Here is a 25654-nt window from a genome sequence, read left to right on the forward strand (position 1 = left end):
ATCGTTTTTAATTCAACTCCAGCATTATATAGGAATAAAACCGGTTTTATCCATCCTCATTTCGACTATAGAGATAAACTGTCTTATCCATCCGGCGGATTTTGGCGCCTAAAGCCTTCTCGAGAGTAAACAAAAAAGTATCGTGATCGCCAACATTAAAGATCCCGCTCACCCTGGCCTTCTTCAATGACTGACTTCTAATTTCGATTCGATATGTTGAATATCGTTCGAACTCATCGACCACTTCATCTAACGGATCGTCGTCAAAATAGATTTTATTTTGCCTCCAAGCCTCAATTTTATCTAGGCGAGCCTCTCCTTTCGTCAAATCTGATACTTGCTCATTGAAACCCGCGGCCTGGCCAACACCTAGTTCGGCCAACACACCAGATGATGCTCTCTCACCTTCCATGGTATAGGACGGTTTAGAAACCTCTACTATTCCCTCGGCAACATCAACTTTTATCCGTTTTTTTAAATAAGAAACATTAAACGCCGTACCAACTGCCTTGACCACGCCAGCAGCTGCATAAACTTCAAATGGACGCTGCTTGTCTTTTGCCACATCAAAATAGGCTTCGCCATAAACCAGACGAATTTTCCTAAGCTCTGGTGTATAAGAAACCTCTAAACGGGTGTCTGTATTTATCTGTATACTGGAGCCATCCATCAGTTCCACGCTTCGCTGCTCTCCCACAGTAGTAATATAAACATCCGTTTTATCTGGAGCCACTGTATTAAGCATGAAAGCAGTAACCGCAACTAACACGCAAGCCGCAGCCGCCAATGAATAACGAAAGCGCCGATAAAACGGTCGTGCGATTGATTGCCGGGAGCCTCTTAAGTCATTCAGTGCATCCAATACGTCGGCATCCTCTGCCATCAATGACATCATCTCCCAACTGAGCTTACATTGCTCATAGGCCAGCCGGTTACTTTCAGAGCTTTCAAGCCACAACTTGAACTCCTTCGAAGACTCAATAGCCGAGTCTTGCACAATTTTTGCAAACCAGTCAGAAGCCACTTTGACGTTTGCTTGATCACTAATAGATACGACTTTACTCATGACTGCCTCCTACAGACGCTTGCAGCGCGCCACAGGCCTTACTCATATGACGTTCAACCGTTCTTGTGCTGACACCAAGAGATTCCGCAATCTCAGGATAAGTCATCTCCTCAAACCGACTTAGCAAGAATATATCCCTGGTGAGCTTCGGTAACTGAAATAACACCTCTTTCATTCGATTCATTGATTGACTAAAACTCACGTTATTGACGGGATTGAGAGATTCATCTGGAGAACACTCTTCTTCATTGAACTCGACATGAGCATCGTGTTTGCGGCTTACTTTGCGCCGTATCTCATCACGAATAATATTGGTGGCAATGGTATAAATATACGCTTTGGGGTTGCTGTCCAGGCGCTCTGGAGAGTCCATCCTTAGGAGGCGGATATAGGTTTCATTTAAAACCTCTCCAGAATCCTGGTAGCCATTTGGTAATAGCCCGGCAATATAGCTCTGCAAACTAGCACGATGAGTATGATAGAGTTCCTGGATAAAGTTATTTCTTGCCTGAATGGATTTCTCATCCTTGGCCTTATAGAGAGAAACGAGCGTTTTTTCATCGTTCTCACAGTGCTCATCAGCCATAATTCGTTGAATTCCCAGCATTTTATGTCTCTACCACACTATACAAAAGTTTTGGGTTCCATCAACACCCAGGTCATAAATCTCCCTAGTATTCCCAAATACGCACTCCGAACACTCATCCCGACACAAACTGACCTAATAGTGTATTATTGTGCCAATCAACGCCAAAATAGATAGAAATATCCATACATGCGGTAGGAAACCTTCTTGGAATATCGTGAAAACCGAGCAACAAATATGATTTTTTCGCGAAAACTTGTCACGCTACTAACCGGAATAGCAGTTCTAGGAATCTCACCCTTATCCCTGGCCAACGAAGAGACATGTAGTTTCGACATTCCTAGCAAGCTACTTCACCAAGCGTTAAAAGATTTTGCGGAACAGTGCGGATACCAGATCCTATATAAAGAAGATGAAATTCCTAAACGAGAGGTCGGCCCATTCATAGGAAATTTACTCGCATCTGAAGTTTTCTTAAAACTAATAGCCGATACAAATCTGGACTATTCACTAGGGAAAAACCACTCCATAGCAATTTTCCAAAAAAAGAGAAAAAGTGACCCTCCTTTTGTTAAGGTCGATAGCATTGAACAACCCGCAGGAAAACTGGAAGAAACATATGTAACAGGTTTACGTAACAGCCTCCAAGCAAGTATCGACAAAAAACGCATGGGGTTTTCAATACAGGAACATGTTAGTAGCGAAGATATCGGACGCTTTCCAGATCGAAATATCGGCGATTCGTTGCAGAGAATTCCAGGAATCTCAGTCGACCGACTGTGGGGCGAAGGTCGTGATATCAGTGTTAGAGGAACCTCTAAAGACGTCAACCGAACTCTGCTTGAAGACCAGTATATAGCCTCAACATATTGGTGGATCAGCGACAACCTTAGTCGTGGATTTAACTATTCCCTAATCCCTTCCCGTCTAATCCAATCCATTGAAGTGAATAAGAGCCCCCTAGCTCAACAAGAAGAAGGAAGTCTGGGTGGTACCATAAACATGAAGACCTATAAGCCATTTGAAATAGGCAAAAACCAGGTAACAGCCTATCTGGAATATGAACATGTAGAACTTGCAGATAAAGGGCTTCCCCAATATTCCATTTTGGGGAACTGGCTTAATAAAGAACACGAGTTTGGTATTTTTATCGCACTGTCTTTTGAAGAAAGAGAAACCAGAAGAGATGGCATGGAGGCTTTCTTTTTCTCAGAGGACTTGTATAGCGTTAACGATCAATATGGCAATTCGTATACAGATGTAAAAATTCCAACATCTGTTATTGGATCAGCCTTTTACATTCACAAAAGAAAACGATTGTCAGGAAACATCGTGACTCAATGGTACCCCAGAGATGACATTTTAATAGAATTTAATACATTGATGTCTTCCATTGAGGCGGACAATAAAAACCAAACACTTCAAACTCATATGTGGGCTTATCTATATCCACCAGAAAAAAAACATGTGATATATAATCCAGAATTCATTAAAAATAATGATCAAGTCATTCTGGCTGGAGGGGAACTAGACAACAATCTAGAGATAGATTCATTACAGTACGACAACATATATAATGATGTGATACTTCGTGACGCTTATACCGAAACCAATTTTTATCATTTAAAACTAAAACACTTTAGCTCAGATTGGCTTCTCACATCACAACTAGGATATTCCCATTCTAAAGGAGGAAACAATCATGAGTATTATTTGTTACAAAGTGGAAGAGCATTATTCAATTTTGATTTACGGGATCAACACCTTTATACATCAGTAATTGATATCGACCCCACTGACCCATACAGTATTAACAACTTTTCTGCGCTGAGAAATCAGGTTCACAAAAACCAGGATTCTGCGGCTCACATACAGTTTGACGCCACATACAATAACGACTTATTCCTTTTCAACCAAATTTCATTTGGAATAAAGCATAGAAATCATAGTCTTAGCAAAGAATCTCAGCGAGGCGTGTATGTTGGACAGGGAGATGTTTTTGAAATGCAAAACATATCCAATTCTACAAGCCCAAGATTACACCCAAGTATTCCTGCCAAATACACTATCGCCAGATATGCAGAGGTAGATAAAGACCTACTTCTAACTGAGATAAGACGCCAAGAACAAGCTAACCAGTTTGAATATCAGTATAACAAAAATGCTTATTTTGATTTAACAGAAGACATTACAAATTTTTATATCACAGCCTCTCTTCAACAGAACAGAGTGGAGTCAGAAATGGGAATAAGGGCTGCCTATACCAATCAGGAATCCAAAGCCTACAACGTGAACGATATAACAACACATAACAGAAGTTATTTAGACCTTTTACCGTCTATCTCATCTAAATTTAACATTAACAATGAATGGTTATTTCGAACATCTTTATCAAAAGCAATTGCACGACCAGCATATCATCTACTCTCTCCACACAAGGAAGTAAACATAGAGGCCAGCACCATACACGAGAGCAATCCGAATCTAGACCCGTATCGAGCTAACCAGGCAGAACTTGCCATTGAATGGTACGGAGAAAACGCATCAAGTTTTAACTTAAACTTATTTTATAAGGATATCTCGACATTTATTTATACTCAAAGATCAACAAGGCTTGTCGACAATGAGTACATAACCTATTCTCAAGCTCTCAATGGTCCAGGACTTAACTTAAAAGGGGTTGAACTTAGCTTATCAAAGCGATTTTTCTATAACTACGGCTATACCGCAAACTATACCTATACCAACGCCGAAACAATCTCACTACCTTCAGGCCAAACATTTGAACTACCGGGGAACTCAAGGGAACAGGCAAACCTTTCTTTTTTCTACGAAAACAAAAAAATCTCCACTAGAATTTCATGCAACTATAGATCTAAGTCATATCTGGAACCGGAATCAGACCACCAAGATCAAACAAATCCCTACACTCAAATCGATTTTCGAATCAATTACAACCAGTCTGAAAAAATCAGCTTATACATTGACGCAACAAACCTTACAAATGAAAAAGTTGTAACATTTACAAATTCGGGGCTTACCAGAAGCATATACGAACACGGACGAAGGTTTTTGATTGGAACAAAAATTAGCTTTTAATTTCCCATGTTTTCTACTCCACCATATTTTTATACCCGCGAATAAACCATCCTCTCGACATACAACAAAACCATCAGACACAAAAAAAGCGGCCTATTGGCCGCCTTCTTTTAATAATTAACCTAGGTTAATTATAAGTTACACACGAAAGTCCAAGAACCGTCACTGCCTGGAACTGACTGAGTCCACCAGTTAGCGCGGTATACAGAACCACTATTAGACATCAAGTCACCACCTGTTGCATAACTTGGGTTACCTGCCCAGTCAGTTTGTGGCCAGTTTGGATATGCTGGAACAGTTGCAGTGTTAACGCCTGCTGCTGCGCAGTCACCAGTACCACCAGAAGACGAGCTGGTAGAGCTTGATGAAGAGGAGCTAGAAGAAGACGAACTGGAAGAACCAGTTGCAGGTACAGAACCACGGGTGTAATCAAAACCTAGACCGTAAGTTCTACCACCAAATGTCACAGTCCAGTTAGAGTACATAGACGTTGGCAACTGTTGAGTAAAGGTAAAGGTAATGCTTTGACCAGTAGCTAGTGACTGATACGTTGGCAAAGTAAAGCTCGCCAAGTGGTAATCACTATCCAATCCAGGCGCACCAGTATTATTACCAGTATGACCATCAGTGACAGTGGTTACTCTTAAGCTGCTTTGATCACCGATGGTACCGGTATCAGATGTTGCATAGTTGAACTCAAACACTGCTCCACCAGGAATAGTGATTGGCGAATTGTTAGTGAAAGTCAGCTTACCAGTAATTGGGAAGTTGCTATCACCCACTGGATATCCACCAAGCTCGAATGAAACATCCAGGTGCTCTGAAGGCATAGGACGCTCTGCACGAACCGCTTTATAAGCCGGCGCGTTAGCAAATTTGCTATGCAACACAGTTGTGAGAGTTTCACCCACAGTACACTCTTTGGTTACATCAGTAGGACATGCGTAGTCACCAGAAAGCTCCCAGAACATGATACCGCCGATACCTTTATCGACAACATAGTCCGCTTTCACAGCCAAAGATTGCTCATCTTCAGTCGAGATAAAGACTTTCTTCTGATCATTCCATAGCCATGGAGCGACCATGGTTGAATCATAGTGACGAACGTATTGACCGACTAATTGATCTTCAGGGTTATTTGTTGGATCAAGTCCATAGGCTTCAGAATAGCTACCCATGATGCCACGCTCTAGGTTCTTAGCGTGCCACATTGGGTTTGCACCAGCAGGAACTTCAGCTTGGTTTTCAACATCATGCCATAGGTTATCGATACCGATTGCACCCTTACCACATTCAGTTAGACCGGTAGCACAACCAGTCGTTGTAGGCGCAGTACCCCATAGACCATTGGTACCACCAACCACTTCACGCCATCCGCGAGTATAGTAAGGAACACCGATGTTGATACGCCCTGGTGGCAATGAACCACGGAAGTAGTGATATGACCAGTCCGTATTCAAGTAACCAATACCGTAAGCACTGTAGAAACTCCAACGAATAAGCTCGTTGTCTTTACCATCGTCATACAACGCAGCGTTAGGACCAACGTATTGGTTCCATGCACCGTGTAGGTCGTAAGACATGATATTTACGTAATCAAGGAATTGAGTAACTTGATACATATCCATACCGCGCAACAGATAACCTGAAGAAGGTGCGGCAACAGTCAACAGATAATGCTTACCGTCTTGTGCACCGGCTTCGTCAAGCTTGTTACGTAGGGTTTTCATCAAAGTAACATAACCAGACATCAATTGAGCGCGACGTGCGTTAGCAATCGGCCAATCAAGAGGGTTACCCGCATCTTTCATGGAAGTCGCATATTCATAGTCGATATCCGCACCATCAAAACCATATGTGCGCAAGAAATCCACTACAGAGTTTGCAAACATCTCCATATTGCCCAAGCTGTCGGTTAGGGTGTAAAAACCACCATCACCAACACGAGTACCATCAGCAAAGTGTCCACCTGTTTCTGCCCAACCACCGATAGAGATCATGGTCTTAACATTTGGATATTGCTTCTTGAATTTGCTGAACTGGTTAAAGTGACCTTTATAAGCAAATTCTGGATCCATTGTTACGTCAGCATATTCTGGCCAATCCATACCGGTAGCAGCGTTATTTGGATCGCTGGGATTACCGATGGACAACTGATTATTCTCAATGTGTCCAAACGCGAAGTTGATGTGGGTAATCTTGTCCCAAGGAATATCTTTCACCAAGTATGGAGGACGACCATCTTTACCGGTTCTCCAAGATGGGAAGTAACCGATGATACGACGGTTGATAGCCATAGTTTCACGGCCTTCAGTGTCGTATACAGTACAGTACGGAGTGTCTACATTTGGTGTTTTATATAGACCGTCTGGACGACAAGCTTCGTGAGTGGTGCCACCAGAGCTTGATGAAGAAGACGAACTACTTGAAGAACTTGAAGAAGACGAACTGCTTGAAGAACTTGAAGAAGACGAACTGCTTGAAGAGCTTGAAGAAGACGAACTGCTTGAAGAACTTGAAGAAGACGAACTGCTTGAAGAACTTGAAGAAGACGAACTGCTTGAAGAACTTGAAGAAGATGAACTACTTGAAGAGCTTGAAGAAGATGAACTTGACGTAGTACACGCCCCCAAACTGCTCCAAGCATATTGAGAAGCCCAACCTTCACCAGGAGCGTATGGTCCACCAACGGAACACCATCCACCGACTGTACATTGAAATGCTTCATTAACGTTTTGCACAATATCGCCTGTCGCGTATGCAGATCCATCAGCGTATGCAGGAACGCCCGAACAATCGTAAGCGTTTGCCTGAATAGCAAATAATGAACCGGCCAGCGCAGACAAAGCTACAGAGTACTTTGCTGTCTTAGAAATAGCCATTGAGATAAATCTCCAACTGATTATTGTAATTATTTAGCCAGCCTACTCCACAATAAACAGAATAAACTGCCTATATGAGCTCTTGAGAATAGTACTTCCGCATACGCCAAAACGACGTACTTCTTTCTACCTTAAAAGAAACATCTTTTTCCCAGAGCAAACATGCGAAAACAAGCAACGCTTGTTTCCAACATTCTATCTGTGCAAGAGCATAGCTCTTACACTAGGAAACTAATCATGCAGCAAGTAATACGTCTGCGGATATTTCATTGGTCATCGCCGACTTATCATTGTTATACCGGCATTTTTTTGAGTTGGTTCAATATATCTCGTTTTCTATATGTTTATACGGCTAAAACTAAACATACAATCTGCCAAACCGCAAAGATAAATTAATCCCTTGAATAATCAATAGTGGGCCGATTACTTTCAGCCCGATATTCAGAAACATTCCATTACTTAAAATGCAATATTTCCATTAATTCTATTTCGATTATCTAATGTTATTTCGTATAAAGTCGTACAGAATATTTCACCTAATTGACACCGCCTATCGAAGGATACTTTTTTTTTAATAAAAATCCGGAATTAGTTCAACAACTCACTCACCGTTACCAACTCAAATCCCTTACTTTTGATGTAGTTAATAATTTCAGGTAATGCTGCCACCATATATTGTCGATTCACCCCACTATCGTGCATTAAAATAATGGCTTCATTGTGTAAATGCTCTTCAACAATTTCCCCCAACTTTTTTTCATCCATAACAGATGTGTTCCAGTCTTTAGTATCAATCGACCAAAAAATTGTTTTAATACCTTTAGCCTTTAAAAAAACTATTTGCTCTTCACTTATCTCACCGAATGGAGGACGAAACAAAACAGGAATTTGATTGAACGTTTTATTAAAAATATTCTGCGTTTCTCCAGTACTCCGAGACCAAAAGTCATCCACACTCCAACCGCCCGCATGGTCATGGTTTAAAGAATGATTACCTAACTCATGACCCTCTTCCTGTAAATAACGAGCTATATCGGGATACTTCAAGAGTTGACTACCAATTAAAAAGAAGGTCGCCTTAGCATTTTGTTCTTTTAAAATATCACTAACAATGAGCGAATTAAGCGATGGGCCATCATCGAATGTCAATGCAACCCTTTTCGACGAACCACGACCTTCAATAAACACATCCTTAGGGTATTTTTGAGCCATCTGAATCATCGGGGATTGCAGAGTATTGGCATCTGTATCAGTCCGAACAAACACCTCTTTTTTATAGATTTGTTCGTCTTTCGAACAACCTACAGCGATAAGAACAACAACCAAGTACGAAAACAGCTTAATTTGCAACATGAGCACAACCACAGAACGAGAAAAAACACAGCTTAGTACAATAATATGCACTAGTTAAACCAACTAGCCATACTATTGTGCTATATAGAGCCTCCAAACTACGCTGGTAATAAGCATGGAGTAAACTACACTAGGGAGCAGCAACATTGGGTTCACAGCATTGACAGGACAGCATCATAGTAAGAAACATACACCATACCCTGGCACCAGCGTTAACAGATTAACTCACAACTCAAGCGCCACTATCGTCTAACACAAGAAAAGGATACCGACCATGAGAACCACACTTACACTCATCTGCTTACTCCTCCTATCTCAACTCACTATGGCAGGGAAAAAGAGCTTGCTGGATAAGGATGGGGTGGAGCTTTTCAAAAGCGACAAGGTCTACACTTTGGTGAATTTACATCCAGACGAAGCACGAGGACTTCTCTACTCCACAAACTACCAACTTCCGTCCCTTCTTCCCAGATGCACTAAAGTTGAACTGAAGAAAATCAGCAAGAAAGGCTTGGTGTTTTTTGTCCCAGATAGAGGAAGAGAATACATCTATAAATATGTTCCAAAGCACAGCATCGACTCAGTTCAAATTCACCTGCAGGATTTTTTCGGTAGCAAATGCAACCCGAATGACATAAAAAAAATGAGCAAAGCCGATCAGGAAGGCATCAAACAAGGTACACCGGTTATGGGGATGAGTAAAAAAGGCGTACTAATGGCAATGGGGCGTCCCCCAAAGCACGCCAACCCAACTCTGGATTCCAACACTTGGACATATTGGAGGAACAAATTTGGTCAGCGTGTCGTGACTTTTGACTCCAAAGGAAAAGTCAGTCACATACAGTAAATAGAATATGCCGAAAAATGCCGCTTATCCAAGCGGCATTTTTTTGTCGAACGCCTCCTAAAATCCAGTAATCTCAAACTACGTAGAAAGAAGCGTTTCGTTAGAAGAAAATACTGCTCTTACCACTCAAGCCTCAAGCCAAAAATAGGAAGCATCTCCCCATCGTTAACGTCATCTTTTCCACTACGCTCATTAAATTCGTCTGAACTTGGATTTTCGGAGCCGGTTAGGTTGATGATATCAATAAAGGCAATAATATCCGTCGCGCCAATACTTCTTCGGTAATCCACCCGTAAGTTTATTGATGCATAATCATCATAACGTTCCGTATTATTTGTGATGTATTCTTTGGAATAGCGTAGAGGTTGGCCATCCCCCAATACGTTTGCATGAATGATTGCGGAATCTTTTGGCTGACCTGACGCCCACTTCCAACGTGAGGATATTTTCCAGCGATCATTAATTTCCCAAACACTCCCGATACTGAAAGAATGCTCGCGATTAAAGTCAGCCTTATACAATGGTGAATGATCGAAATCTCTGATTTCCGCATTATTGTATGAATATTTCATATCCGCAGACCAGCCATTGTCAAAACTTCGAGTGAGTGCGCTATCGACACCCCAGGATTTACCGCTACCGGTGTTGGCAAAAGTACGATCCACACCATCTGTTTCAACAATCAAATTATTGAGTTTCTGATAATAAGGTTCAAAGAAAAAGGCCAAATTCCGATGAAACTGATAGTTCATACCAAAACTAAATTGGTCAATTCTTTCATTTTCCAAATTTTCATTGGATGGATCAGAGGCTCTCTCATCAAAATTAGGTGCTTGGTAATACCGCCCTGCCGTTAGCGTCAATCTCATATCATCGAAAGCAGTCCATGCGGCACCGACTCGGGGTGAAAACAAACTTTGGTCTGCAAAATTATCTTGCTCCCAACGCGCACCGAAGCGAATGTCAAAATCGCCCAGATTAAGTTGTTGATTAATGTAAGCTGCGATATTTGACTCGGAACGCTCATAATGGCTGTTCATCAATTCAGGAGTAAATTCAATGTATTTTTGCGCCTCACTCGGCCTTGAGTCTCCGTCATCAAATGTGTACTGAATCCAATTATCTTTAAGTTTTAAATCCATTTCCAAATCGATTTGTGATACATGTAACCCTGTACTAAATTCTCCGAATGACAGCTCTTTTGTCAGATCCAACATGTAGCCAGATTCAGTTTCGTTATGGAAAGATCGGAGTATATCTGGTCGCTGAGGAACAGCCGCGGCAGGCGTTCCTATGGGCACCAAATCCGGATAGCCTTCACCACTAATCGAGCGCTCTTCATACAACCGATGATAAACTCGATTAGCCAACAGCCAGTCTCTGGGAAGCCATGATTGAAGATGCGCACTGAATAACTGGTTATCTTTTTCGACGTCTGATAGTTCAACGTCCGTGTAGTTACCAGGCTCATCCTCATCAGAAGCCAGAACATGGTCAATATCCCTAACAAAGGATTCTGGAGCATAAATGGCCAGAATATTTAATTTCCCATCAGCGGGAAGATCTGTACTGGTTTTAAGAACGACGTCAGTGAGCTTCGGCTCCCCTTCATCATCAAGGCCAATAAATTCAAACATTTGACCAAAATTATAATCACGGGCGGAGAACAAGACGGAGGTTCCACTATGAATTCGACTTGGTCCATCATAGCCCAGCTCCACGCCAGCCAAATCCAGGCGTGCAGTATACGAAGCGGTATCACGGTTACCTTCTGCCACATCAAGCTTGAGTAACGAACCCGATTTACCCCCATATGCAGGTGTCCAGCCTCCAGGTTGAAACTCCGCTTCACCGATGATGTTGGGGGCAAAAATCGAATAACGACCTCCCCCCTCTAACTCTTCTTTCTCGCCAAAACTGTCGCTAAAGTGAATGACATTATCGAAAGGCACACCATCCACTAATATCAAGTTGTCTCGAGGCCCAGCACCGCGAACAGTAAAACTGGAAAACTCACCGCCGGAAAATAACCCTGGTAAACCATCCAGAGCCCTTAGAACATCACTTCCGCTACCCGCAGCGCTGCGAAGGCTTTCCCTATCCAGTAATGAAGCACCCACCGAGTTCATTCCCCTGGCGGATGCATTGCCAAGCACAAGCACTTCTTCAATCGCTCCTTGCGATAGCGGCAGCTTAATAACCAATGGGGTAATCTTACTGTCAATCACGCGAACAGTTGGCAGACGAATAGCAAGATAACCATCCTTACTTGCGACCACCTCGTATAATCCCGGAGAGAGCTCTGTCAGCAACAGACTACCTTCACCAGGGGTTAACTCCACACGCTCATCCCCTTCGCGTGATTGCAATGTGATCGTCACCTGGCCCAATTTCTTCAGTGTTTCTTCAGAAACGGTTGTCACCCTAAGGCCTGTGTTATTGGAAACATCCGCCCAGCTGAGTTGAGGAACCAAGGACAGATTGAGGGCCATAACACCACCTGAGACCCATTTAATAAGTTTTACGGTCATAACCGAAAGCTCCAGTATTGATAATTCATCCAACTGTTTTTTTGCAACAGACAATCAATGCGTTGCAAGAAAACATCTTTCATTGACCCGAACTCTACGCAGTTTCTAACAACCCACGAGTAAAAATGAACCAAGTGATGGAAAACATGTATAAATGGAGCGTGCCACCAATCAAGTGTTAAAATTCTGCACCAACCGTTAATACATAAAACCCACCACTCGTGCAATTTGGTTGATTTACGGCGTTTTTCACTACTGAGGTACAAGTAAAATGATGACGAAAACCATCTCGAAATTTAAAGATTATGATATGACTCGAGAAAAGACGTTTTTGGTATCAGCCCTTTCGCTAATTGTACTTTTTACACTTGTAGAGCCCGATGAAACTGCACGCTATGGCATTGCCATGAGCCTACTCTTTTGGACATGCCACATCGGCACGGGATTGGTAATACTGTATCTAGCCAGTTACTGGATCAGAAACAAAGTGACCAGTAAACTCTCTCCTCTCACATTAGTGAGCATCAGCGGATTAATAGGCGCTGTAATATGTGCCCCGATATACACCTGGTTTGACGTCATCTTTCCAAGTGTCGATAAAGCATCCATGAGCTGGTTAAGTAATAAAGGACAAGAAAGCACAGCTTGGGCACTACTAGAAGAATTTACCCAAATGGGCCCGATATTCCTGGCATCCTGGTTTATTATGAACATACCGCTATTCACCAGAAAAAATACGCCATATTCCAACGAGAAGGTGGAAAAAACCGAACAAAAATCATACAACTCACAAAAAGAAAATGAAAACAAAAAAGTGCTATTGGACAAACTACCATCAGTAATTGGTCGCGATATTGTTTCCGTGAGTTCCGATTTACACTATATCAACATCGAAACTGCGAAAGGAAAAGCATTAATATTAGGCAGCATAAAAGCCGTTGCAGAAGTATTTCAAAATGAAGGCATTCAGGTACATAGATCTCACTGGGTGGCGTATAAACATGTCAGTAAACTACATATAAATGGTGACAAGGCCTATTGCCTTACATCAACCGGAAGTAAAATCCCGGTTTCACGAAGTAAACGTAAAGCAGTGAAAGATGCTTTTGGAACTCAGATACTACTCTCACATACACTCTCGAAGAGCGGCAGCTCGCACGAGCAGACATATCAACACTCTGGCTAAAAAATCAAGATATAGATCGGTCCGTTTCCAATCGATCTATTACAAAGAATACCTCTCGCTTATCTTCCTTACCCTGGACATACATAATTAAAAACATTACCCCGGTGTACTTGGGGTAATGTTTTGCTATTGAGCCTAAATGTTTCTCAGCTTATCGCTCATAAATTGTTATTCTTGACTCAAGACGTACCCAACTCACAGGTTCATATCCGGTGCCATTAAACTGAGCATTGAACGTGGCATCCATAGCACGATAAAAATCCTCGCCTTCCTTATGATATAAAGCCTTACCTCTAATAAATTTATGGGTTGGTATTCCGAGTGCATTTTTAACAATTGTCCATTTTTCATCCTCGTTAACGCCGGCATAAATCAGCGCATAGCCTCGCTCTTTACCAATCTTCTCTGCACTGAGCTTCATATCCTTGGAGGTTTCAGAATACTCCGACTCATCGAATTCGCCCTTATCAGCAGCCTCTTCCAAATGCGCTATAATTTTGCCTTTATATGCATTAAGCTCTTTAAACGTCTCTTCCGGTAGAGGAATCCCTAGAGTTTCGCTTACCTCGATTATGTCTTTTACTCCATTTAAACTCATCTTATAATCTTTTTCTTCAAGCTTAACCAAATCAACATTAAAGGCTATCCGTCTCTCATCCAAGTCTTTTAGTATTTTCTCTTGAGATTTAATTACACTAGCCAAATCTTTTTCGATTGCCTTTTTGACAGCAGCATTTCGATATACATCTCGGTTTTTAATTAAATCAATGATTTCTGCATTACTATAGCCCTCGGCCTTAATAATCCCCTCATCACCAAGATGCTCTTCATATTTTTCAAGCAATTTCACAGCATGCTCAGAACCTGCCTCGTAATTCAGCAGAAACCTCTCCAACTCATACAGATAACCATCAAAGGTTTGTTCTTTCCCATCTTTCAAATAAGGAAGAAAGCTCCCAAGCTTGCGTATACTTGAATCAAACCCGCTTCTAAGCTCAAACTCCATTTGACTTTTCTCTCTGGCCTTACCATCCGCAATATAGAAGTTTGTGGCCAACTCAGAAATCTCATCAAACAGTTTTTTATCCGCAACCAAACCGGGCTCTACTCGATAAGCCTCGGGAATTTTGTTATATTCTTTATTTCCTTTTGCAACAAGTGGGTATGCCGTTTTATAGTTTTTCTTTTCATGATAGAAAACCATACTATTTAAATTTTTCTTAAACCTGCTGGCACTATTTTTTGCCTTAGTTAGTTCCGCACGATCCAATCCGTATGTTTCAGTAGAAGAGTCAGCAGTTGTCGAACCCGATTCCGTGGTTTTCTTTTCTTCTGGCGCACCCACCTCATTTATAAGTGTTTCGTACTTACTTTTTGCCGCAACAACTTCTTCCTTTACCTTATAGCTCTCCGGCAATTCGCCATAAACATCTAACGCGCTGGAAAGCCTTGCCTTAGCCGTCTTTACATCCCTTCTTTTCAGATATTTCTCCGCATCATCTACTTTCTTTATATACTGGTCTTTGTTTTTATCTGCATCTTCAATCGCATTGGCTTTGGCGAGAGCCTCAGTGAGAGTGTCGAAAGAAGATTTATCAGCCACCACTTGAGGATGAAGACGATATGGTTCAGCGATTTGCTCATAGCTGCCACTTGCCTCATTTAAACGCTTCTGAGTCATCGACAGATTATTCTTATCAAAAAAATCCTTAGCCAATTTAACTTTGGCAGCAAACATACTCGCTTTTCTTTCAGCCACTTTCAGCTGGTCTGCTGCTAGAGCGTTTTCATCATATTCTGACGCCACTGCGCTATAAGAAAAAACAAATAGAAAAGCCAGAAAAAACACGAACATTTTACGCATACACAATTCTCCGAACATCATATGTAGTTTCAACAAGTTTAGAACACCATGTACACGCAACATTTTCAATGCTGTACATAAACCGCAAGAAAAGACAAAAAGTCGTTAAAGAATTGCTCTACAGTAAAAAGAATTGAACGTCGAAAAACATTCAACAAACAAATATACAATATCCGAAATTAATTTTTACTCAACACAACATCCAATAAGCGCAAAAAAATCAGACAAAATCCGCAACATAAATTCATTCCAAAAGTAAACTGCCATCATCAACCAATTGTTATTGAATAAAGATGTATTCATACCAAAATCGCCACCTAATAAAACTTAAGCATTAACAAATTTATTTACGGAAAAAAAGTACCCATCTCATATCAACCCCAAAACTTATCTATTTATTATTCTGATAAAGCTCAACACTACCCCCAATAGCCGAAGTATTTCGGGTTATCACCTTCTCGGTAACAAAGCGCATAAGGTAATTCGGGCCTCCAGCCTTCGGCCCTGTACCGGATAACCCTCGCCCACCAAAAGGCTGAACACCCACCACAGCACCGACCTGATTACGATTGATATACACATTACCAACATTCACCTTAGCCGAAATATACTCCGCCAGATGCTGGTTACGAGTATGAATACCTAACGTTAAACCATAACCGGTTTGATTTATGTCCCTGATGACATTTTCCAATTCGCTACGATGGAAGCGAATCACATGTAATATCGGACCAAAGTGTTCTTTATCCAACTGCTGAATACTCTGGATTTCCACAACTAGTGGCGGTATAAAAAAGCCGTTTAAATAATCTGGTAGTGGAGATTGTGAAATGATTTTCGCTGTACTTTGCATGTGAAGAATATGATCTTGCAATGCGTTTTTTGCTTCGTCATCAATAACCGGCCCAATATCCGTTTCCAACTGTGACGGATCGCCGAGAGTTAGCTCCTGCATCGCTCCCGAAAGAAGCATAAACACTTGATCAGCTATATCTTCCTGCACATATAGCACGCGGCATGCAGAGCATCTTTGCCCGGCACTGTAAAAAGCACTGGAAATAATATCTTTGACTAACTGCTCGGGTAAACAGGTGCTGTCTGCAATCATCGCGTTTTGACCGCCAGTTTCAGCAACAAACGTTGCAATAGAGCCAGGTCGGTTAGCCAATGTTTTTTGTATTAACTTGGCCGTATCGGTTGAACCGGTAAAACACACTCCAGCAAAACGAGCATCCTGAACCAGAGCACCGCCTAGCGATTCCCCATCCCCGAGTAATAACTGGAGAGCCTGCTTTGGAACACCAGATAAATGTGCCAAAGTCACCCATTTTGCTGCGATGAGATTAGTTTGTTCTGCAGGTTTGGCCACAACCGTATTTCCCGAGAGTAACGCAGCCACAATTTGCCCGGTAAATATTGCTAGCGGAAAATTCCAGGGACTAATACACAGAAATAAACCTTTACCCTGCAGCAATAGCTCATTGGATTCGCCCACAGGGCTCTTTAATGACAGCGACCGAGAAAATTTTTCCCTGGCTTGCCCGGCATAATATCGACAAAAATCGATCGCTTCTCTGACTTCATCAATTCCATCCTGCAAGGTTTTTCCCGCCTCATAAGCACAGAGGGCAATAAACTCATCCCTATGCTGTCCCATTAAGTCCGCCAGCGTATCAATATATTGCGCGCGCTTTTCGACATCGGTATCCCGCCATATGGGGTAATACTCATAAGCCGTCTGTACCGCGTCTTCAATATCACTTTGGTTAGCCCAATGAACCTCACCGATTTTTTTTGCAGGATCAAAAGGGGGATGGATAACGATTACCTCACCGTTATTTTGCATGACCCCATTTACAATCGAACCCGCATGCCAAATTTTATTCTCGAATTCCGCCACGCTATTTAATAGTTTTTCAGACTGCTCGGATATCGATAGATTTAAGCCCGACGAATTTTTTCTTATGGGCTGAAAAATATCTTCCGGAAGAGGAATATTTAACTCACTATCACCATCACGTTCAGAAATTTCCGGTACAGAAACCAATTCATCTACCGTGACTTTCTGATCAAGCAATTGATTGACAAAACTGTTGTTTGCACCATTTTCCAGTAAACGTCTGACCAAATACGGAAGCAGCTCATTAACCGGCCCGATTGGAGCATAGATACGAACGGGAGCAGAGTAACGCTTCAAAACTTCATCGTATAAACTCTCCCCCATCCCATGTAGACGTTGAAACTCATACTCCCTTCCTTCGCTTATGTGCTGAATATAGGCGATGGTATACGCATTGTGTGTGGCAAATTGCGGATAAATATTTCCTCTGGTTAAGGGGGACAATAAATATTGCGCACAAACCTGATAACAAATATCGGTTGCTGCCTTTTCGGTAAATACGGAGTAGTCAGATAAACCCTGTTGCTGACATCGTTTGATTTCATAATCCCAGTATGCCCCCTTGACCAAACGAACCGGAATTTCATCCCCTTGTTGGTGTGCCAGAGCATTTATCCAGGCCAACACCGGCAACGCCCGCTTGCTGTAGGCTTGCACTGCCAAGCCCAATTTTCCCCAACCACACATTACGTCTGAAGCATAAACACGTTGAAAAATATCCAGAGATATTTCCAGTCTATCGGCTTCTTCGGCGTCAATAGTTAGCGAAACATCATACTGTTTTGCACAAATGGCTATCTCCAAAACACTGTCTGACAGTTCCTGTAGTACCCTATTTCCCTTCTGGTATTCATATCGTGGATGAAGCGCAGAAAGTTTGATCGATACACTGGGCATCACACCCCGGTGATTAACCGACTTTTCTTTACCGATTGTTTTTATCGAAGAAATATAGGTATTTTTATATCGCTCGCCCATTTTTTTTGATAGCGCTGCCTCCCCCAGCATATCAAAGCTATATAAGTACTGACTGCCATCTTTTAATTGCGCATTTTTTAATGCCTCTTCAAGGCTTTCCCCCATAACGAAATGTTTGCTCATTACCGCCATCGTCATAGATACCGCTTTAGCCATTACAGGGTCACCGTACTTATGTAATAGTTGTACAATGTTTTCTTTAAGGCCCCTGGCTGTTGACGATCCCAACTTGATATATTTCCCCGTTAGGATCAACCCCCAAACACCAACTCGAAATGCGTAATGATCATTATCAAGAATAAACTTTTGCCAATCGCCTTTGCTCAGCTGATCCTTAATTAGTTCTATTCGAGTTTGATTATCCGGGATGCGCAGTAATGCTTCAGAAAGACACATCAGCGCCAGTCCTTCCTCATTTGACAGAGAAAAATGCTGTAGTACTTGATTAAACGATGAATTGACCGAGGAGTCAGACCGAACCGTATTTACAAAGTGACGAGCATCATCTTGAATGCTCTCAAGCTTAGCCGCACCATCAATAAGCATGCCCTTCAATTCATGAACAAGACTCGGTTCAGATAATAGGTAAGAAGCTCGAATACTCGCCTTAATGTCATCAAGGCTGAAAGCATCGCCTGACGCCGTATACAACTCCTGAATGCTAGGCATGGTCGCCCCCTATGGAATTTTTGCGCTGAATCGACAGAAATAGTTGTTGGCAACGTATTAAGAATAGACGATCAGTCTGGTGGGGGCGTTTAGTGATAATCCGTTAACGATTAATCTGGAAAGGAATATAGGATTAAGGTAATCAGATAAATAAATTCTTACGCTGTATGAAAACAACTATTTCCATGGCATGTATTTTTCCTGCCTCAATAAACCCTGTTGTTATGCAACAGCGCTCATAGGAATAAGGAATACCTATTGAAGTTCTGAGCAAAACACCTTCAAGCCAGCGGCTAATGCATTGGACAAATCTCTGTGCTGCAAAATTCCAGCCTTATCCAAATCACTGCCTAACAAAGGAATGGAAACCGTGGCATCGTCAATAATACGCCCAGACATAGTGGTCAACACCTCTTTCAAGGCATCCAACGCATGGTGTGCTCTGGGGGAGGTATTAATTAGCATTACGGGTTTGTAGGGAAATTCATCACCGCTCACCAACCAATCAAGCGCATTTTTTAACGGTCCGCTGATGCCGTGTGCGTATTCCGGACTGGCGATAATTAAACCGGCTGCTGAAGCTAATTGTGCTTTTAATGTGTTTAAAGGCGGGATATTGTCGCCTTCCCGGTCCGGGTTAAATAGTGGTAATTGATCGATACGACCAAGGGTTATGTCAACACCGTAGGGCTCTGCAATCTCTTTTAACGCTTCCAATGCATAGGTGTTATACGATGTTTTACGTAAACTGCCGGACAAAGCCAGTAATTGAATATGACTCATACCTATACCGTCCCTGGAATTTCTTTCCATGGATTATTCTTAAGTTAACCTAACGCTTTTAGCTGTTGAATTTTATCGCGTAAATTTGCCGCTTTTTCAAATTCCAGATCTTTCGCAGCTTCGTACATCATTTTTTCCAGATCCTGAATATGCTGCCAGGTATCTTTGCCGTCCGGGATATCCAGAGTGTACTTGGAACGGCCTTCAGCAACTTTTTTCCGGTTTGGTCCTGCACCCGGCACTGTGGCACCTTCGAGAATATCCGCCACACTCTTACGAATGCCTTTTGGTGTAATTCCGTGTTTTTTATTGTGCTCTATTTGTTTCGTGCGTCGTCGTTCAGTTTCATCCAGTGCACGCTGCATTGAACCGGTAATTCTGTCGGCATAGAGAATGGCTTTACCATTTACATTTCGTGCCGCGCGGCCAATGGTCTGAATTAAAGAACGGTCTGAACGCAAAAAGCCTTCTTTATCGGCATCAAAGATAGCAACCAAGGATACTTCCGGCATATCCAGGCCTTCACGTAACAGGTTAATCCCGACCAATACATCAAATTCACCTGTACGTAGGTCGCGAATAATTTCTACCCGTTCAACAGTATCGATATCGGAATGCAGATAGCGAACGCGCACACCATGCTCCATCAGATATTCCGTTAAATCTTCTGCCATGCGTTTGGTTAATACGGTAATCAATATCCGTTCGTCATTGCCCACACGCCGGTTAATTTCCGACAGACAATCATCCACTTGTGTACCCGCAGGCCGAACTTCAATTTCGGGGTCGACCAAGCCTGTGGGCCTGACCACCTGCTCCACAACTTGACCCTGATGTTCTTCTTCATATTTGCCCGGTGTAGCAGACACAAAAATCATTTGCGGCGCAATGGTTTCCCATTCATCAAAGCGCATTGGCCGGTTATCCAATGCTGAAGGTAAACGGAAACCGTATTCCACGAGCGTTTCTTTTCGCGATCGGTCACCTTTATACATGGCTCCAATCTGCGGCACCGTTACGTGGGATTCATCAATCACTAACAGGGCATCTTTGGGTAAGTAATCAAATAATGTGGGCGGCGGTTGCCCTTCTTCGCGTGAGGATAAATAACGAGAGTAGTTTTCAATCCCGGTGCAGTAACCTAATTCCCGCATCATTTCCATGTCGTACTTGGTTCGCTGTTCTAAACGTTGCGCTTCAACCAACTTATTGTTATCACGCAATTGCTCCAGGCGAACTTTGAGTTCTTGCTCAATAAAGTCCACTGATTCCAGAATTTTTTCTCTCGGGGTCACGTAGTGGGTTTTCGGATAAACAGTGTAACGTGCAACCTTACCCAGCACTTCGCCAGTTAATGGGTCAAAAATGGATAAGTTATCGACCTCTTCATCAAACAACTCGATTCGCAAAGCTTCTGCTTCGGAATCCGCAGGAAAAATATCAATCACATCACCACGCACCCGATATGTGCCACGATGGAAGTCAATATCATTTCGTGTGTACTGCAATTCGGCCAAACGACGGAGTATTTGCCGTTGATCAATCTGATCACCGCGCACCAAATGCAACATCATTTTCATGTAGGAGTCAGGGTCACCCAAACCATAAATGGCCGAGACGGTGGCCACAATAATGGCATCTTTCCGTTCCATTAATGCTTTAGTAGCGGACAAACGCATTTGTTCGATATGGTCGTTTACCGATGCATCTTTATCAATAAACGTGTCTGACGAAGGCACATAGGCCTCCGGTTGGTAATAGTCGTAATAAGATACGAAGTATTCAACAGAGTTGTTGGGAAAGAACTCCTTAAACTCGCCATACAACTGAGCGGCAAGCGTTTTGTTATGTGCCATCACCAAAGTTGGCCGCTGCATTTGTTCAATAACTTTGGCAATGGTGTAGGTTTTACCAGACCCGGTGACGCCAAGCAAAGTTTGATGAGCTAAGCCAGACTGTAGCCCATTAACCAAACCACTTATGGCTTTAGGTTGGTCGCCTGCTGGTTCAAATTTACTTCTAACAACAAAGGGTTTAGACATAGCGTCTCTTCTAGTGCTGAATTTGCCAACAATAATGGATTTTCGGGTTTTGTTTAAAATCCATATCAATGGTTTCGGCGGAAATATTGTTTACCGTATATTTCTCGCTAATTGCCTCATCCAGTTTAAAACTGCGTAAATTATTGGAGAAATACAGCGTACCCCCAGGGTTTAAAATATCCATACACCGCTGAATCAATTTCGCGTGATCTTTTTGAATATCCAGCACACCTTCCATTTTCTTCGAATTAGAAAAAGACGGTGGATCGAGCATAATCAAATCAAAGCCCTGTCGACACTGCTTTAACCAATCCAAACAATTACCACGTATTAATTTATGGCGGCTTTCATGAATATTGTTTAACCGATAGTTATCTCTTGCCCAATCTAAATAGGTGTTCGACATATCAACACTGACCGACGATGTTGCTCCACCCAGTGCCGCATGTACTGTCGCCGTTGAGGTATAGCAAAATAGATTTAAAAACTGCTTGCCTTTGGCTTCCTGATAAATGCGTAAACGCAATGGCCGATGATCCAGAAATAACCCGGTATCCAAATAATCCGTGAGATTAATTTTAAAAACAGCACTCCCCTCGCGCACTTCACGGGTTTCGCTTCTTCTTGTCTCCAACTTTTCGTATTGTTCTTTGCCTCGATTGCGCTTGCGGGTTTTTACAAACAATTGACCGTAAGCCGTGTTAAACACATAAGAACACGCTTGAAGAATCTCCTCAAAACGTTTTTCGGCTTTATCCGCATCGATGGATTTCGGTGCCTGATATTCTTGTATGTGAATATCGCCCTGATAAAAATCAATTGCTGCTGCATACTCAGGCATATCCGCATCATATACACGGAAACAATCCATACCTTGCTGTTTTTGCCATTTTCTTAATTTACGTAAATTTTTCTGCAAACGATTGGCCAGCATTTTTGCGCCTTCGGTGAGCACCTCTTCGGTATAAATCCGCTCTTGCTCATTCACTTCTGGAATCACTTCCCGGTTGGAAGGGCCTTCCCGCAGTTGCGCTTCATCACCGGAAAGCAAATCAAACAGTAATAATTCGGAGGCAATGGTGCCATTAAACAGCTTGTAGCTTTTCTTGGGCCGCAAGCGCATTTCTTTGCCCAGTTCTGGGTTACCGGTAAACACGCCTAAAGTCCAGCCTGGTAATTCTTTCTTCATAACCTGAGCCAGGCTTAAGTAATCTGCCCGCAAAGCTTCAACTTCACCCAAACGCTCACCGTATGGCGGGTTACAGATGATTAAGCCAGGGTTGATTTCTTTATGCGTCGGCTTCACAAACTCCTGCATCGGCTTCTTACTCACCCGCACCAACTTGTCCAAACCTGCACGCTCGATATTCGCTTCACTGACCCCAATCGCTTTATTGGAAATGTCATAGCCTCGAATTTCACACCCTTCATCAACGAAGTCATCTCGTTTTGCAAGCTTTGCTTCCTCAATCACTTCTCGCCAGGTTTTGTCATCATGCTGGTTCCAGTACTCAAATCCGAAGCCAACACCATGTCGAGTTGCCCTGGCCAGCCCCGGGGCAATATTCAGCGCCATCAAGGCACCTTCGATTAACAGGGTTCCCGAACCACACATAGGATCAAGCAACGACCCACCTTCCTGCGCGATTTCCAGCCAGCCAGCTCTAATTAAAATGGCCGCTGCCAGATTTTCCTTCAAAGGCGCGCCACCCGGCTGTTTGCGATAGCCTCGTTTGTGCAGGCTGTCGCCACTCATATCCAGGCTAACGATAACCTTGCCTTTGGTCAGTCTTGCGTTAATACGCACATCCGGGGTCTTACGATCAATTTCCGGCCGCGCTCCACATTGTTCGCGAATACGGTCAACAATCGCATCTTTCACCAGTTGCGCACCAAACTGGGTGTTGCGAATTAACCGGTTGGAGCCAATAAAGTCCACTGCCATCGTGCAGTCCGGTGAAAAATGCTTCTCCCAGGCGACCTGCTTCACATCCCGGTAGATAGTATCCGTATTCCTACTGTCAGCTTCTGTCAGTGGCATAAGCACTTTGTTTGCCAAACGTGACCAAAGGCACACTTTATATAAGCCTTTTAGATCCGCCTGAAAATAGACGCCAGCAGCGGTCTGCCTGCACTGCAGCCCGCCAAGAGACTCGATCTCGGTGAAAAGAAGTTGTTCTAACCCCTTGGGGCAACTAGCAAAAAAGGATATTTGATCTTTCATTTTCTTATGGTGCTTAGCACAAAATTCTCTGTATTTTATTCGATGTTGCCATATAGGCAGCGCTGGCTAGAAGAAATAATTCGTTCACATTTGCCCCTCGCTTTGGGAGACTGGATCTCCGCTTTTGAAAAAACGCCAATGAGAGGCCAGTGGTCACAATTCATACTCTTTCGAAAACATTCCTTTCACAATCAAGAATCAGAGTTGTGACCTTGCCATTCTATAAACTGAAAGAAGCGAGGTTCCTACCTTATGAAAAGCCAAAAAAGAACCCTATCAGAACGTGCATTTGCTCGCGGTTACTCTGCAGCTATGGCCGGAAAATCACGGAGCATATGCCCTTATGAAACAGGTGACGCCAGGCAAACTTGGCTTATGGGATGGCGAGAAGCGCGGGAGGACCACTGGAACGGTTATAACACCTTGGCACAGGTGCAAAAAATAGCCAACATGTAGTTTCCCTATACTCCTATTTAAGGAGTATTCCTTGTCAGTTTATTACTGACAAAGCAAACCCGGAGAGAATTGCTCCGGGTTTGTCTTTTATGCATTACCGTATTAAACGGCGCCGTTTTACCCAATTAGTCACTTACGACTGACTTTGCCACCTTAATGGCTTTCACTGACTCCGATATCAATTCTGGACCACGGTATATAAAACCGCTGTAAAGCTGAACCAAACTGGCACCAGCCGCAATTTTAGCCGCCGCATCTTCGCCGTCCATAATGCCGCCTACACCGATAATGGGCATTTTGCCATCCAATAATTTGGCAAGCTTTTTAATAACTAGCGTCGACTTTTCCGTTAAGGGGGCACCACTTAAACCGCCGGCTTCGTCAACGTGGGTGGAGTTCTCCACACCTTCCCGTCCAACCGTCGTGTTAGTCGCAATGACCGCGTCAATGTTATTGGCCACAAGTGTTTCAACCACACTCTCTAACTCTTCATCGGTCATATCTGGTGCTATTTTGACCGCGACAGGCACATATTTGCCATACTGTTCAGCTAAGGCTGCCTGTTTGTTTTTGATGCCTTTTAATAGCTGGTCAAACAACTCACCAAATTGCAGGTTACGTAAGCCTGGTGTATTGGGTGAGGAAATATTAACGGCAATATAATCTGCGCAGTCGTATACAGCATCCATACACTTTTCGTAGTCGCTCAGCGCATTCTCTTCAGGTGTAACCTTGTTCTTACCGATATTGATACCAAGAACGCCGTTATAGCGTCTGCGCTTCACTTGTTCGACCAAGTGCGCCACACCTTTGTTGTTAAACCCCATACGATTAATAATGGCCTGCTCATCAACCAAGCGAAACAAGCGAGGCTCTGGGTTGCCCGGCTGCGAAACCGGCGTAATAGTGCCAATTTCAATAAAGCCAAACCCTAGCTGACCCAGGGCATTAAAATAGTCCCCATTTTTATCCAACCCTGCTGCCAAACCCACCGGGTTGGGAAAAGTCAGGCCCATAACCTCAACCGGTTGTGCCGGTACGGTTTTAACAAAAGGCTTAAGTAGATGGAGACGTTCTGCGGCACCCATAAAGTCCAGGGAGAGTTCATGAGCAGTTTCAGGGTTTAATGCGAAGAGAATTTTTTGGGCAATTGAGTACATAGTGGTTTTATCAGGTTTAACAAGTAAT

At 42.9% G+C, this 25654-nt stretch carries 15 protein-coding genes; 4 read left to right on the top strand and 11 right to left on the bottom strand.

The genetic code is table 11. The features are described from left to right. Positions 1-46: 46 nt before the first annotated feature. Together P5V12_RS11530 and P5V12_RS11535 are read right to left on the bottom strand one after the other, a co-directional pair. Positions 47-1066, bottom strand: coding sequence for a FecR family protein (locus P5V12_RS11530; RefSeq protein WP_316953238.1), 1020 nt, complete (start codon positions 1064-1066; stop codon positions 47-49). After that, a complete protein-coding gene (locus P5V12_RS11535) occupies positions 1059-1673 on the bottom strand; it encodes an RNA polymerase sigma factor (protein ID WP_316953239.1) in 615 nt (204 codons plus the stop codon). Before P5V12_RS11535 ends, P5V12_RS11530 begins: the two co-directional genes overlap by 8 nt. A 186-nt stretch (positions 1674-1859) precedes the next feature. On the opposite strand from P5V12_RS11535, the gene P5V12_RS11540 reads away from it, so the two are divergent. Continuing rightward, complete coding sequence (locus P5V12_RS11540) at positions 1860-4751, top strand: TonB-dependent receptor (RefSeq protein ID WP_316953240.1); 2892 nt, start codon at positions 1860-1862, stop codon at positions 4749-4751. Between the two features lie 131 nt (positions 4752-4882). Here the strand turns inward: P5V12_RS11540 and P5V12_RS11545 are convergent, their stop codons facing one another. After that, entirely contained in the window at positions 4883-7633 is a 2751-nt protein-coding gene (locus tag P5V12_RS11545) for a glycosyl hydrolase family 18 protein (RefSeq protein ID WP_316953241.1), read from the bottom strand. A 588-nt stretch (positions 7634-8221) separates the two neighbouring features. Beyond that, positions 8222-8986, bottom strand: a complete 765-nt coding sequence (locus tag P5V12_RS11550) for a polysaccharide deacetylase family protein (RefSeq protein ID WP_316953242.1) — start codon at positions 8984-8986, stop codon at positions 8222-8224. 274 nt (positions 8987-9260) lie between these two features. On the opposite strand from P5V12_RS11550, the gene P5V12_RS11555 reads away from it, so the two are divergent. Continuing rightward, positions 9261-9833 carry a hypothetical protein gene (locus P5V12_RS11555; RefSeq protein ID WP_316953243.1) on the top strand — a complete coding sequence of 191 codons (573 nt, stop codon included), beginning with the start codon at positions 9261-9263 and terminating at the stop codon, positions 9831-9833. A gap of 119 nt (positions 9834-9952) precedes the next feature. Here the strand turns inward: P5V12_RS11555 and P5V12_RS11560 are convergent, their stop codons facing one another. After that, complete coding sequence (locus P5V12_RS11560; RefSeq protein WP_316953244.1) at positions 9953-12364, bottom strand: TonB-dependent receptor; 2412 nt, start codon at positions 12362-12364, stop codon at positions 9953-9955. 310 nt (positions 12365-12674) lie between these two features. Between P5V12_RS11560 and P5V12_RS11565 the strand changes: the two genes are divergently transcribed. Next, the gene (locus P5V12_RS11565; RefSeq protein ID WP_316953245.1) at positions 12675-13550 is read left to right on the top strand and encodes a LytTR family DNA-binding domain-containing protein; all 876 of its coding nucleotides are present in this window, start codon (positions 12675-12677) and stop codon (positions 13548-13550) included. 151 nt (positions 13551-13701) lie between these two features. Here the strand turns inward: P5V12_RS11565 and P5V12_RS11570 are convergent, their stop codons facing one another. The 5 genes from P5V12_RS11570 to rlmKL all read right to left on the bottom strand — a co-directional run bounded on the left by P5V12_RS11570 (position 13702) and on the right by rlmKL (position 24010). Beyond that, positions 13702-15414, bottom strand: a complete 1713-nt coding sequence (locus tag P5V12_RS11570) for a hypothetical protein (RefSeq protein WP_316953246.1) — start codon at positions 15412-15414, stop codon at positions 13702-13704. Between the two features lie 391 nt (positions 15415-15805). Further along, positions 15806-18961, bottom strand: coding sequence for a bifunctional proline dehydrogenase/L-glutamate gamma-semialdehyde dehydrogenase PutA (gene putA, locus P5V12_RS11575; RefSeq protein ID WP_316953247.1), 3156 nt, complete (start codon positions 18959-18961; stop codon positions 15806-15808). 255 nt (positions 18962-19216) lie between these two features. Then, a complete protein-coding gene (locus P5V12_RS11580; RefSeq protein WP_316953248.1) occupies positions 19217-19774 on the bottom strand; it encodes an NADPH-dependent FMN reductase in 558 nt (185 codons plus the stop codon). 14 nt (positions 19775-19788) lie between these two features. After that, on the bottom strand, positions 19789-21786 hold the full coding sequence (gene uvrB, locus P5V12_RS11585; protein WP_316953249.1) for an excinuclease ABC subunit UvrB: 1998 nt from the start codon (positions 21784-21786) through the stop codon (positions 19789-19791). 10 nt (positions 21787-21796) lie between these two features. Beyond that, complete coding sequence (gene rlmKL, locus P5V12_RS11590; protein ID WP_316953250.1) at positions 21797-24010, bottom strand: bifunctional 23S rRNA (guanine(2069)-N(7))-methyltransferase RlmK/23S rRNA (guanine(2445)-N(2))-methyltransferase RlmL; 2214 nt, start codon at positions 24008-24010, stop codon at positions 21797-21799. Positions 24011-24262: 252 nt separating this feature from the next. Between rlmKL and rmf the strand changes: the two genes are divergently transcribed. Next, complete coding sequence (rmf, locus tag P5V12_RS11595) at positions 24263-24466, top strand: ribosome modulation factor (RefSeq protein WP_316953251.1); 204 nt, start codon at positions 24263-24265, stop codon at positions 24464-24466. A gap of 125 nt (positions 24467-24591) precedes the next feature. On the opposite strand, the gene P5V12_RS11600 is transcribed toward rmf, so the two are convergent. Next, positions 24592-25626 (bottom strand): quinone-dependent dihydroorotate dehydrogenase, encoded by a 1035-nt coding sequence (locus P5V12_RS11600; RefSeq protein WP_316953252.1) that lies wholly within the window; start codon positions 25624-25626, stop codon positions 24592-24594. Positions 25627-25654: the final 28 nt, after the last annotated feature.

The organism is Teredinibacter sp. KSP-S5-2, assembly GCF_032773895.1.
In the GTDB taxonomy this organism is placed as follows: Bacteria; Pseudomonadota; Gammaproteobacteria; order Pseudomonadales; family Cellvibrionaceae.

What these genes read in the sequence shown, in the direction of transcription:
- putA (WP_316953247.1), bottom strand. Translation starts at nt 18,961, where the DNA reads ATGCCTAGCATTCAGGAGTTGTATACGGCGTCAGGCGATGCTTTCAGC.
- P5V12_RS11600 (WP_316953252.1), bottom strand. Translation starts at nt 25,626, where the DNA reads ATGTACTCAATTGCCCAAAAAATTCTCTTCGCATTAAACCCTGAAACT.
- P5V12_RS11550 (WP_316953242.1), bottom strand. Translation starts at nt 8,986, where the DNA reads ATGTTGCAAATTAAGCTGTTTTCGTACTTGGTTGTTGTTCTTATCGCT.
- rmf (WP_316953251.1), top strand. Translation starts at nt 24,263, where the DNA reads ATGAAAAGCCAAAAAAGAACCCTATCAGAACGTGCATTTGCTCGCGGT.
- P5V12_RS11535 (WP_316953239.1), bottom strand. Translation starts at nt 1,673, where the DNA reads ATGCTGGGAATTCAACGAATTATGGCTGATGAGCACTGTGAGAACGAT.
- P5V12_RS11565 (WP_316953245.1), top strand. Translation starts at nt 12,675, where the DNA reads ATGACTCGAGAAAAGACGTTTTTGGTATCAGCCCTTTCGCTAATTGTA.
- P5V12_RS11560 (WP_316953244.1), bottom strand. Translation starts at nt 12,364, where the DNA reads ATGACCGTAAAACTTATTAAATGGGTCTCAGGTGGTGTTATGGCCCTC.
- P5V12_RS11555 (WP_316953243.1), top strand. Translation starts at nt 9,261, where the DNA reads ATGAGAACCACACTTACACTCATCTGCTTACTCCTCCTATCTCAACTC.
- P5V12_RS11580 (WP_316953248.1), bottom strand. Translation starts at nt 19,774, where the DNA reads ATGGAAAGAAATTCCAGGGACGGTATAGGTATGAGTCATATTCAATTA.
- P5V12_RS11570 (WP_316953246.1), bottom strand. Translation starts at nt 15,414, where the DNA reads ATGCGTAAAATGTTCGTGTTTTTTCTGGCTTTTCTATTTGTTTTTTCT.
- P5V12_RS11545 (WP_316953241.1), bottom strand. Translation starts at nt 7,633, where the DNA reads ATGGCTATTTCTAAGACAGCAAAGTACTCTGTAGCTTTGTCTGCGCTG.
- rlmKL (WP_316953250.1), bottom strand. Translation starts at nt 24,010, where the DNA reads ATGAAAGATCAAATATCCTTTTTTGCTAGTTGCCCCAAGGGGTTAGAA.
- uvrB (WP_316953249.1), bottom strand. Translation starts at nt 21,786, where the DNA reads ATGTCTAAACCCTTTGTTGTTAGAAGTAAATTTGAACCAGCAGGCGAC.
- P5V12_RS11530 (WP_316953238.1), bottom strand. Translation starts at nt 1,066, where the DNA reads ATGAGTAAAGTCGTATCTATTAGTGATCAAGCAAACGTCAAAGTGGCT.